At 68.1% G+C, this 11446-nt stretch carries 9 protein-coding genes; 2 read left to right on the top strand and 7 right to left on the bottom strand.

Annotation, left to right across the window (positions count from 1 at the left end; all coding sequences use genetic code 11):
* The 7 genes from ACLM5J_RS07725 to ACLM5J_RS07695 form a co-directional block, all read right to left on the bottom strand.
* The coding region (locus ACLM5J_RS07725) for a hypothetical protein (protein ID WP_413655607.1) at positions 1-211 on the bottom strand (211 nt) is incomplete at its 3' end.
* A 507-nt stretch (positions 212-718) separates the two neighbouring features.
* Positions 719-1147, bottom strand: coding sequence for a hypothetical protein (locus ACLM5J_RS07720; protein WP_413655605.1), 429 nt, complete (start codon positions 1145-1147; stop codon positions 719-721).
* A gap of 99 nt (positions 1148-1246) precedes the next feature.
* Positions 1247-1990 carry a succinate dehydrogenase/fumarate reductase iron-sulfur subunit gene (locus ACLM5J_RS07715; protein ID WP_413655603.1) on the bottom strand — a complete coding sequence of 248 codons (744 nt, stop codon included), beginning with the start codon at positions 1988-1990 and terminating at the stop codon, positions 1247-1249.
* Positions 1987-4044, bottom strand: a complete 2058-nt coding sequence (locus tag ACLM5J_RS07710; RefSeq protein ID WP_413655601.1) for a fumarate reductase/succinate dehydrogenase flavoprotein subunit — start codon at positions 4042-4044, stop codon at positions 1987-1989. The genes ACLM5J_RS07715 and ACLM5J_RS07710 overlap by 4 nt, the downstream gene beginning before the upstream one ends.
* A gap of 18 nt (positions 4045-4062) precedes the next feature.
* Complete coding sequence (locus ACLM5J_RS07705; RefSeq protein WP_413655600.1) at positions 4063-4764, bottom strand: succinate dehydrogenase cytochrome b subunit; 702 nt, start codon at positions 4762-4764, stop codon at positions 4063-4065.
* Between the two features lie 109 nt (positions 4765-4873).
* Entirely contained in the window at positions 4874-6139 is a 1266-nt protein-coding gene (locus ACLM5J_RS07700; RefSeq protein WP_413655599.1) for a YibE/F family protein, read from the bottom strand.
* Positions 6140-6168: 29 nt separating this feature from the next.
* Positions 6169-7227 carry a glycosyltransferase gene (locus ACLM5J_RS07695; protein WP_413655598.1) on the bottom strand — a complete coding sequence of 353 codons (1059 nt, stop codon included), beginning with the start codon at positions 7225-7227 and terminating at the stop codon, positions 6169-6171.
* Between the two features lie 219 nt (positions 7228-7446).
* Here ACLM5J_RS07695 and ACLM5J_RS07690 point away from each other — a divergent pair, with 219 nt between their 5' ends.
* Together ACLM5J_RS07690 and scpA are read left to right on the top strand one after the other, a co-directional pair.
* Positions 7447-9285 (top strand): methylmalonyl-CoA mutase family protein, encoded by a 1839-nt coding sequence (locus ACLM5J_RS07690; RefSeq protein ID WP_413655597.1) that lies wholly within the window; start codon positions 7447-7449, stop codon positions 9283-9285.
* The gene (gene scpA / locus ACLM5J_RS07685) at positions 9282-11444 is read left to right on the top strand and encodes a methylmalonyl-CoA mutase (RefSeq protein WP_413655595.1); all 2163 of its coding nucleotides are present in this window, start codon (positions 9282-9284) and stop codon (positions 11442-11444) included. The genes ACLM5J_RS07690 and scpA overlap by 4 nt, the downstream gene beginning before the upstream one ends.
* Positions 11445-11446 lie beyond the last annotated feature (2 nt).

The following is an 11446-nucleotide window of genomic DNA, read 5'->3' as shown; positions in this document are numbered from 1 at the left end:
CAAGCTCGACCACCGGGGTTCCGTTGATCGAGCTTGTCGAGATCAACCCCGCGACCACGACCGGGGGTCTCGACCACCGCGGCGCGGGTTGCGGGTCTTCGTGCACACCACGCTCGCCGATCTCTTCGGTACTGACGACCTCGCGCTGGCTGACGCGGACCGGCTCGGTCCGGTGCTCGTCACCCAGCTTGAAGATTGGCTGAAGCGTCACGGCTCCATCGCTTCGATCACCCCGGTGATCGACCTGAACCGCACCGGTTCCGTGGACTGCCACGACCCACCGGCCTGGATGGCCGAACAGGTCCGGCTCCGCGACCCGCACTGTGTGTTCCCGCACTGCACCCGCAGCTCAGTCGACGCTGACCTCGACCACATCAACCCCTATGACGACACCGGACCACCGGGCCAAACCAGCCCCGAGAATCTAGCCCCGATCTGTCGCCGTCACCATCTCGCCAAGACCTATGGCGCGTTGGCGCTATCAACGCACCAAGGATGGCCACTATCTGTGGACCAACAAACACGGCGAAGCCTGGCTGGTCACCCCCGTCGGCACCATCCGGCTCGACTGAACCGCAGCACCGCCGCCACCTCCGGTACCTACCCGGGTCACCGGAGGCATCGGCGCGCACTAGTGGTCTCGACAAGCTCGACCAACGGGGCGGCGGCTCGACCAACGAAATCCGGCCTCGCCTTCCGGGGACGACAACGGATGGTCTCAGCGCATGACGTCGCGGGGTTCGGGGAGGTCCCCGAGCGCCTGCTCGGGGATCCGACCTGCTGCGATCTCGGCGGTCAGTTCCGCGATCCGGGTGCGGCTGGCGGCCCAGTCACCGGTGGGTTCTTCGTACCAGGGGCGGAACTCGCGTCGGACCTCGACGTACCAGCGTCGTCCGAAGAAGACCCGTGCGACCAGGACCACCGGCAACAGGACGATGAGCAGAAGCATCTCCAGGACCGCAACCACCCCGACCAGCAACGCCGGGAGCAACACGATCAGCGCCAAGACACCGAGCACCAGGCTGATCGGATCGTCTCCGAAGCCAACCGCCAAGTCGGTCGCATCGATGTTGCGGTTACGCCGCCGCCATGGCACCCACCGCCGCGTCACTCGCCACCGTTGGCCGTCCGGGCTCCGGGTCTTCATCGCCATCTCCTCGTCCGTGCGAACCCCGTTCGGGAACTGCTCAATATGCCAGGAGCCCCCAGCCGTTCGACTGGGGGCTCCTGGTGATGCGTGTTCTGCTCAGAGACCGTGCTTCATGGCGGTGCGCAGGTCCTTGTTGAGCTGGGAGATCACGTCGAGCGGGATCTCCTTCGGGCAAGCAGCGGTGCACTCACCGATGTTGGTGCAGCCACCGAAGCCCTCGGCGTCGTGCTGGGCGACCATGTCCACGACGCGGGTCCAGCGCTCGGGCTGGCCCTGCGGCAGCTCACCCAGGTGGGTGATCTTGGCGCCGAGGAACAGCGAGGCCGAGCCGTTCGGGCAGGCCGCGACGCAGCCGCCGCAACCGATGCAGGTAGCCACGTTGAAGGCACGCATGGCCTTGTCACGCGGAGCCGGCACCGAGTTGGCCTCGGGAGCCGAACCGGTGTTCGCCGAGATGTAGCCACCCGACTGGATGATCCGGTCGAACGCGGAACGGTCGACGATCAGGTCCTTGATCACCGGGAACGGGTCGGCACGCCACGGCTCAACCGTGATCGTGTCGCCGTCGGAGAACGAGCGCATGTGCAGCTGGCAGGTCGTGGTGACCTCCGGGCCGTGCGCCTGACCGTTGATCATCAACGAACACATGCCGCAGATGCCCTCGCGACAGTCGTGGTCGAAGGCCACCGGCTCCTCGCCCTGGGTGACGAGCTGCTCGTTGAGCAGGTCGAGCATCTCCAGGAACGACATGTCCGGCGAGACGCCGTCGAGAGGGTAGGTCTTGATCTCACCCTTGGCAGTGGCGTTGGCCTGCCGCCAGATCTTGAGTGTGAGCTTCACTTGTAGGACCTCTGCTTCATTTCGATCGCCGTGTAGATCAGGTCTTCCTTGTGGAGGACAGGCTCGCCACCCTGGTTCGAGTCGCCGCCCCACTCCCAGGCCGCGACGTAGGCGAACTCGTCGTCGTGACGCAGCGCCTCGCCGTCCTCGGTCTGGGACTCCCCACGGAAGTGACCACCGCAGGACTCGCGGCGGTTGAGTGCATCGATGCACATGAGCTCACCCAGCTCGAGGAAGTCGGCCACGCGGCCGGCCTTCTCGAGGTCCTGGTTGAGGTTGTCGGAGGCACCGAGCACCTTGACGTTGGTCCAGAAGTCGGCACGCAGGTCGCGGATCTTGGAGATCGCGAGCTTGAGGCCCTCTTCGGTCCGCTCCATGCCGCAGTACTCCCACATCAAGGAGCCGAGCTCCTTGTGGTAGCTCTCCACCGAGCGGGTGCCCTGGATCGACAGGAACTTGTTGATCCGCTCCTCGACGGCGGTGCGCGCAGCCACCACCTCGGGGTGGTTCTCGGCCACCTTCTCGAACGGGCCATCGGCGAGGTAGTCGCGGATGGTGTTCGGGAGGACGAAGTAACCGTCGGCCAGACCCTGCATCAGTGCGGAAGCACCGAGGCGGTTGGCGCCGTGGTCGGAGAAGTTGGCCTCGCCGGCGACGAAGAGACCCTCGATGTTCGACTGCAGGTGGTAGTCGACCCACAGGCCGCCCATCACGTAGTGCACAGCCGGGTAGATCCGCATCGGCGTCTCGTACGGGTTCTCACCGGTGATCCGGGCGTACATGTCGAGGAGGTTGTCGTACTTCTCCTCGACGCCGTGCTTGCCCAGACGGGCGATCGCGTCGGCGAAGTCGAGGTAGACACCACGACGCACCATGCGCTCTTCGCCGTCAGGACCGATCTCGGCGACCTGAGGACCGACACCGCGACCCTCGTCGCACATGTACTTCGCAGCACGCGAAGCGATGTCGCGGGGGACCAGGTTTCCGAACGACGGGTAGATCCGCTCCAGGAAGTAGTCGCGGTCGTCCTCGGCGATCTGACGCGGGTCCTTCTCGCAGTCCTCGACCTTCTTCGGCACCCAGATCCGGCCGTCGTTACGCAGCGACTCCGACATCAGGGTCAGCTTCGACTGGTGGGAACCGGTGACCGGGATACAGGTCGGGTGGATCTGCGTGTAGCAGGGGTTCGCCATGTAGGCGCCCTGGCGGTGCGCACGCCACGCGGCGGTGACGTTGGAGCCCATCGCGTTGGTCGACAGGTAGAAGACGTTGCCGTAACCACCCGAGGCGAGCACGACGACGTCGGCCAGGTGGGTGTCGATCGCACCGGTGACCATGTCCCGGGTGACGATGCCGCGGGCCTTGCCCTCGACGACGATCAGCTCGAGCATCTCGTGGCGGGTGAACGCCTCGACGGTGCCGGCCGCGACCTGGCGCTCCATCGCCTGGTAGGCGCCGATCAGCAGCTGCTGACCAGTCTGGCCACGGGCGTAGAAGGTACGCGAGACCTGCACACCACCGAACGAACGGTTGTCCAGCAGACCGCCGTAGTCACGAGCGAAGGGGACACCCTGCGCCACGCACTGGTCGATGATGTTGGCGCTCTCCTCGGCCAACCGGTACACGTTGTTCTCGCGGGCGCGGTAGTCGCCACCCTTGACCGTGTCGTAGAAGAGACGGAACGTGGAGTCGCCGTCCTCCTTGTAGTTCTTGGCCGCGTTGATACCGCCCTGGGCGGCGATCGAGTGGGCGCGACGCGGAGAGTCCTGGTAGCAGAACGACTTCACGTTGTAGCCGGCCTCGCCGAGCGTGGCAGCGGCAGCGCCGCCGGCCAGGCCGGTGCCGACGATGATGATGTCGAGCTTGCGACGGTTGGCCGGGTTGACCAGGCGGTTCTCGAACTTGCGGGTGGTCCAGCGCTGGGCGATCGGACCAGTGGGGGCGACGGGGTCGACGAGCTTGTCGCCGAGCGAGTAGTAGCCGGCGGCGTCGTCGGACTTCTGCTCAGGCGCGACGTTGAGCGGGGTCAGACCGTCGTGGAGGGTGGTAGCCATTTGTTGCGTGGTCCTTACTTACTCGACGATCCCGAAGAGGATGGAAAGCGGCACGATCGCGAAGCCGCCGGCAACGACGACGGCGAGGAAGATCGCCGCAGCGTTGGCGCGGAGACGGGCCCGGGCCGAGTTGGTGAAGCCGAGGGTCTGGCACGCGCTCCACACGCCGTGGCGCAGGTGCATCGCCAGAGCGGCCATCGCAAGCAGGTAGATCACGGCGATGTACCAGCGCTCGGGCTGGAACGAGACGACCATCCGCTCGTAGGGGGACTCTTGGTCACCGCCCGGCGTGATCGTGCGCGTGGTCAGGTGCAGGATGTGGAAGACCACGAACAGCAGCAGTGCGACACCTCCCCACCGCATCATCTTCGAGCTCAGGGTTGCCGCAACGGCCTTCTTGACCACGTACTTCTGGCTGCGTGCCTTGCTGGCACGTGCCCAGAGCGTGAACGCCGCGTAGGCGTGGCCGAAGACCGAGAGCAGGAGAACGACACGCATGATCCAGAGCAGACCCTCGTACGGGAGCATCGGCTCCCCGAAGGTACGCAGGTGGTGTGCGTAGGTGTCGAACGAATCCTGGCCCGCGAAGACCTTGAGGTTGCCGTACATGTGGGCCAGCACGTAGCCGATGAAGATGAGGCCGGTAACGGCCATCAGGAGCTTCAGGGCGATCGTGGATCGCGTCGACCGGCCGCCTTTGATGAGAGTCGGAGTTGCCACGAGGCTCCACGCTACCCCTGGTCGCGCCTTTGGGTGCCAGCCGGTGCCAAATCGGCGTGTGTGAGATTCCCCGCGTTACCGGCGAGTCACCAGATTATTTAGGCTAGCCTTAGTGGGTTTTCGGCGCGGCGTCGACGTCGGAACCCGCTCTGTTCTGCTCGCCCGAGGTCGTCGGGCCAGACACCGTTGCGGCGGCGATCGCCGTCGTCACCGGCACCGCGAGGACCAGACCGATCGCGGTGACCAGGGTGCGCGCCACCTCCTCCGCCATCGCCGAGTCGGTCAAGGTGTCGAGCAGGCTCCGGTCGTAGAGCGAGAGCAGCATCAGCACCATGAGCCCGGTACCGGCATAGGCGAAGACGATCGTGTAGATCGTGGAAGCGATGTGGTCGCGCCCGATCCGCATCCCGCTGGTGAAGAGTTGACGCCGGGTCAGCTCGGGGCCGGCGGCCCGGAGCTCCCAGATCGCCGAGGACTGGGTGATGGTGACGTCGTTCAGCACGCCGAGACCGGCGATGATCACCGCAGACATCAACAATCCTTGGAAGCTGATGTCGGTGACGAAGGCGGAGAGTCGTTCGGCGCCCTCGTCGGAGACGCCGGAGAGCCGCGCGGCATCGACCACCCAGAAGCCGAGCAGCGCAGTGATCGCGATGCCGACCAGGGTCCCGGCCAACGCGGTACTGGTCCGGATCGACGCGCCGTGGGTCAGATAGAGGACGACGAACATGATCAGTGTCGAGCCGGCCAGGGCGACGCCGGTCCCGTTCTCGCCGGCCATCAACGCGGGCAGCATGAACTTGCCGACCACCAACGCGGCGAAGCCGAGCCCGATCAGGGCCAGGATGCCGCGGATCCGGGCGACCACCGCGACGACGAGGACGAAGCCGATCGTGAGCAGGCCGAGCGGGAAGCTCCGCTCGATCCCGAACCAGGTGAACATCGGCTCGGCCCCCTCGACCGCGGGTGGGATCTCGGTGATCCGCACGGAGTCACCGGCCTCCACGCCGGCACGGGCGGCCTCGGGCCCGGCCATCACGGTGACCTCGCGACCCTTGGCGCTGCCGCTCTCCGGTCGGACCACGACCTCGTTGCAGTGCTCCGGGAAGCTCTGGCGTTCCTCCGGCGGCGCATTCACGTCCGACCTGATCACCGGGCACGGTTCGGCAACCGAGACCACCGTCGCGGTCAGGAAGCTGACCCCCTCGGCGGCGAACTCCTGATGCGTCGGCTGGTCGTCGCTGGAGGGCCAGAGCCAGACCGTGCCGACGACGCTGAGCGCCGCGACGACGGCGAGGAACCCGAGCAGGAGTCGGCGCGGTCCATGCGCCGTCTCGATAGTCAGGTCATGGCCACTGCGATGCGATCCGCCCATGGGGCCATCGTTTCAGAGCACGGCGCGGGTCACGCCGCCAACTCTCGACCGAGCAGCGGCGCGAGGTGTTCCTCGACCAGTTCGGTGCTGGCCTGCGACCAGGTGCGCCGGGTCGCCAACTCCCGGGCACGGGCGCCCAGGGCGGCCCGATCGGCGGCGCAGAGCGCAGCGACCTCGTCGCTGAAGGCACCTGGCGCGGCCGACTCGAAGAGCAGGCCGGTCTCCAGGTGGCGGACCACCTCTGCGGAGCCGCCGACGTCGGCACCCACGATCGCCACCCCGGACGCTGCCGCGGCGCGCAGGGCGTGGGCAGCGGTCAACGCCGGGGACGGGTGGACCAGGAGGTCGAAGGAGGCGACGGCCACCGCGAGATCGCTGGAGGCGAGCGGCGGCAGGAATTGGGTCTGTGGCAACCGGTCGCGCAGCCACTCGCGTTGGCGCCCGGCGCCGATCACGACGAGTTCGGTGTCGGGAATCTCGGCGACCTCCAGCAACTGCCGGACCCGGTGCGGGCGGGTGAGGTCGCCGACGAATCCGACCACGGTGCGCGGGCCCCTGGGGTGGCTGGCGCGCGCCCACCGGTCGTGCAGCGCGCGGTCGTGTCGGGCGGGGGAGAAGGTGTCGACGTCGACCCCTGGCCGCCAGCACACCGGGTTCAGATCGGTGACCGTCGCAGCCTGAGCCTCGGTCAAGGTCACCAACAGGTCGCTGCGTTCGGCGACCTTCCTTCGCCAGTTGTCGCTCGACAGTTCTTTGCAGCGCGCGTGCTCGATGGTGACGGTGGCGATCCCGAGACGCTGCGCGTGCTTGAGAGCCTTGCGCCCCAGGAGCCGAGGCCCGAGAACGATCACGAGGTCCGGCCGGAAGCCGGTCAGCACGGTACGGATCTGCGGGCCGAGCGCCTCGAGAGGGCGGAGCCGGAGTACTCGGCTGCTCCGGTAGACCTCGAGGCCGGGTGCCATCGTCGCCAACTGAACGTCGGCGCCCGAGGCGATCAGATGGTCGGCAAGATGCCGGGTGGTGATGGTGGCGGCGTCCACCGTGGGGTGGAACGCTTCGGTGACCAGCAGGATGCGGGTTCGGTCCATGGCTCCAGCCTGTCGCGGCCAGATGGCCATCAGGTGGCGGTCCGGCCAACCTTCGGCGAGGAGCGGGCAACCGATCGGCCATCGGGAAGCAGGCGGTGGCGGCGAGAGTTTGACCTGGGTCACACTGCGCGACCCGGCTCAGGCTCGCCAGGCGGGACCGGGCGTTCCAGATCTTGGGTCAAATGGAGTCCGGGAGCGGCCGCGTCCTATCCTGCGAACATGACTTCAGGATCCGAGACGGATCACCTTGCCCTGGCCGCCCCCGAGGACCAGCACTCTGCTGCTGATTGGGAGAAGGCCACCGCAGCGGTGCTCCGCAAGGCCGGCCGGCTTGCCGAGTCCGACGCCGACGCAGACGTCTGGAAGAAGCTGACCCGCACCACCCTCGACGGGATCGCGGTAGCTCCGATCGGCACCTCGGCGGCCACCGCCGAACTGCCTGCGACCGGGGTACCCGGCGCCGCTCCGTTCACCCGGGGCCGGCTCGCCGAGAAGCCCGAGATCGGCTGGGACGTCCGGGCGCACTTCTCGGGTCTGGCTGCCAAGGAGCTCAACGAGGCGGCTCTGCTCGACCTCGAGAGCGGCGTGAACTCGCTCTGGCTCCACGTCGGTGGGGCGCTTGCTCCGGCTGAGCTCGGCACGGCGCTCCAGGGCGTCTTCCTCGATCTCGCTCCGGTCACCCTCGACGCACCTGAGGACCCGATCGCCGCCGCGACCGCCTTCGTCGCGCTGCTCGGCGAGCTCGACGTCACTCCGGCCGAAGGCACCAACCTGGGCGCTGACCCGATCGGCGCGCAGGTGCGTGGCGAGGGCGCGATCAGCCTCGACGTCGTCGACGCCATCGCCGCGCTGGCCAAGGAGGCCGGCACGCTTGCCGTCGTCGTCGACGGTTCCGCACTGCACGACCAGGGTGCCTCGGACGCCCAGGAGCTGGGCTACAGCCTCGCGGTCGGCGCGACCTACCTGCGTCGTCTGGTCGCCGCCGGCTTCTCGGTGGAGGAGGCTCTGGGCCTGATCGAGTTCCGCTACGCCGCGACCGCCGAGCAGTTCCCGACGATCGCGAAGTTCCGCGCCGCGCGTCGGCTCTGGGCCCGCGTGGCCGAGCTCTCCGGTGCCGCAGCCGACGCGGGCGGCCAGCGCCAGCACGCGGTGACCAGCCGGCCGATGATGGCCAAGTACGACCCGTACGTGAACATGCTGCGGACCACCGTCGCCGCCTTCGCCGCCGGAGTCGGCGGTGCCGAGGCGATCACCGTGCTGCCGTTCGACGCGCCGCTCGGCCAGCCCAGCGTGCTGGGCCGCCGCAACGCCCGCAACACCTCGGCGCTGCTGATCTCGGAGTCGCACATCGCCAAGGTGGTAGACCCGGCCGGCGGCTCGTACGCCGTCGAGAAGCTCACCGACGACCTCGCTCAGGCAGCCTGGGCCGAGTTCGGCCGGATCGAGGAGGTCGGGGGCATCCTGGTCGCGCTCGAGGACGGTTCGCTGCTGGGCCGCGTCGACGCTGTGGTCGAGGCCCGCGAGGCCGAGATCGCGCGCCGTAAGCGGCCTCTCACCGGCGTCTCGGAGTTCCCGAACCTCGACGAGCAGCTGCCCGAGCGCGCAGCCAACCCGGACGCCGACGAAGTCCGTCGGTACGGCGCCTCCTTCGAGGCGCTGCGCGATGAGCCGGCCACCGCGAAGGTCTTCCTGGCCACGCTGGGCACCGTCGCGGCACACACCGCGCGGGCAACGTTCGCCAGCAACCTGTTCGCAGCCGGTGGCATCGGCGTCGACGTGGCGGGGGCCACCGACGGTGTCGACGCGCTGGTGGCGGCCTACGCCGGTCAGCGCGTCGTCTGCCTGGCCGGTGCCGACAAGACCTACGCCGAGTGGGGCGCGGCTGCCGCAGACGCACTGCGTGCCGCCGGTGCCGAGCACATCATCCTGGCCGGTAAGGCGGGGGAGAAGACCGTCGAGGCAAGCAAGGTGGACGACACCTGCTCGGTCGGCGTCGACGCACTCGCCTTCTTGACCACCACCCGGGCTCACCTGGCTGGCGAAGGAGCACACGCATGAGCATCCCCGAAAGTTTCGCCGGCCTGTCGCTGAACGGCGACGCCGTCAACACCGGCGCCGTCCGCACCGGTGCCGCCTGGGCCTCGCCCGAGGGCATCGACGTGCTGCCGGTCTACGGTCCCGAGCACCTGGCCGGCCTGGACGCGCTGGACTCGTGGCCCGGTCTGAGCCCGTTCCTGCGCGGCCCGTACCCGACCATGTACAGCACCCAGCCGTGGACGATCCGGCAGTACGCCGGGTTCTCCACCGCCGAGGAGTCGAACGCCTTCTACCGCCGCAACCTCGCGGCCGGACAGAAGGGTCTCTCGGTCGCCTTCGACCTGGCCACCCACCGCGGCTACGACTCCGACCACCCGCGGGTGCGCGGCGACGTCGGCATGGCCGGTGTCGCGATCGACTCGATCTACGACACCCGGGTGCTCTTCGACGGCATCCCGCTGGACCAGATGTCGGTCTCGATGACGATGAACGGCGCCGTGCTTCCGGTGCTGGCGCTCTACATCGCTGCGGCTGAGGAGCAGGGCGTCGCGCCCGAGCAACTCGCCGGGACCATCCAGAACGACATCCTCAAGGAGTTCATGGTCCGCAACACCTACATCTACCCGCCGGCGCAGTCGATGCGGATCATCTCCGACATCTTCTCGTTCACGGCGCAGAAGATGCCGCGGTTCAACTCGATCTCCATCTCCGGCTACCACATGCAGGAGGCCGGGGCGACCAACGACCTCGAGCTCGCCTACACCTTGGCCGACGGCGTCGAGTACATCCGCGCCGGTCTTGAAGCAGGCTTGGACATCGACGCCTTCGCGCCGCGGTTGAGCTTCTTCTGGGCGATCGGGATGAACTTCTACATGGAGGTCGCCAAGATGCGCGCCGCCCGCGCGCTCTGGTCGCGCCTGGTGCGCCAGTTCAACCCCAAGAACCCGAAGTCGCTCTCGCTGCGTACGCACAGCCAGACGTCGGGTTGGTCGCTGACCGCGCAGGACGTGTTCAACAACGTCCAGCGCACCGCGATCGAGGCGATGGCCGCGACCCAGGGTCACACCCAGTCGCTGCACACCAACGCACTCGACGAAGCGATCGCGCTGCCGACCGACTTCTCGGCCCGGATCGCGCGCAACACCCAGCTGCTGCTGCAGCAGGAGTCGCGGACCACCGAGATCATCGACCCGTGGGCGGGCTCCTACTACGTGGAGAAGCTGACCCACGACATCGCCGAGCGCGCCTGGGCCCACATCCAGGAGGCCGAGGCGGCCGGCGGTATGGCCAAGGCGATCGAGCAGGGCATCCCGAAGATGCGGATCGAGGAGGCGGCTGCCCGCACCCAGGCCCGGATCGACTCCGGCGCCCAGCAGGTGATCGGCGTCAACACCTACCGTCTCGCCGACGAGGACCCGCTCGACGTCCTCAAGGTCGACAACGACTCGGTCTACCGCCAGCAGATCGCCAAGCTGGAGCGGCTCCGCGCCGAGCGGAACCAGGACGACGTGGACGCCGCACTGCAGGCGCTCACCAACTCCGCCGAGCGTGGCTCGGCCGGTGGCGGTTCGCTGGACGGCAACCTGTTGGCGCTCGCCGTCGACGCGGCCCGTGCCAAGGCGACCGTGGGTGAGATCTCGGACGCCCTGGAGAAGGTCTACGGCCGTCACCAGGCGACGATCCGTACCATCTCGGGTGTGTACCGCGAAACCTCCGCCAACGCCGGCGACGCCAAGCTGGACCAGGTCCTGGCCGCCACCGCCGACTTCGAGGAGGCCGAGGGTCGCCGTCCGCGGATCCTGGTCGCCAAGATGGGCCAGGACGGTCACGACCGTGGCCAGAAGGTGATCGTCTCGGCGTTCGCCGACATGGGCTTCACCGTCGACGTCGGTCCGCTCTTCTCGACGCCGGAAGAGGTTGCGCAGCAGGCCGTCGACGCCGACGTGCACATCGTCGGTGTCTCCTCGCTCGCGGCCGGTCACCTGACCCTGCTGCCGGCGTTGAAGAGCGCGCTGGCCGACCTCGGTCGCGACGACATCATGGTGGTCATCGGCGGCGTCATCCCGCCGGACGACGTGCCCACCCTGAAGGAGATGGGTGCCGCCGCGGTCTTCCTGCCCGGCACCGTGATCGCCGACTCTGCGCTCGACCTGCTCGAGCAGCTGCGTAGCGACGCCTGACA

It is taken from the genome of Nocardioides sp. Bht2 (genome assembly GCF_047308515.1).
Lineage (GTDB): Bacteria > Actinomycetota > Actinomycetes > Propionibacteriales > Nocardioidaceae > Nocardioides.
Note: the sequence above shows the minus strand (reverse complement) of the source record. Positions and strands in the feature narration are given on the sequence as shown.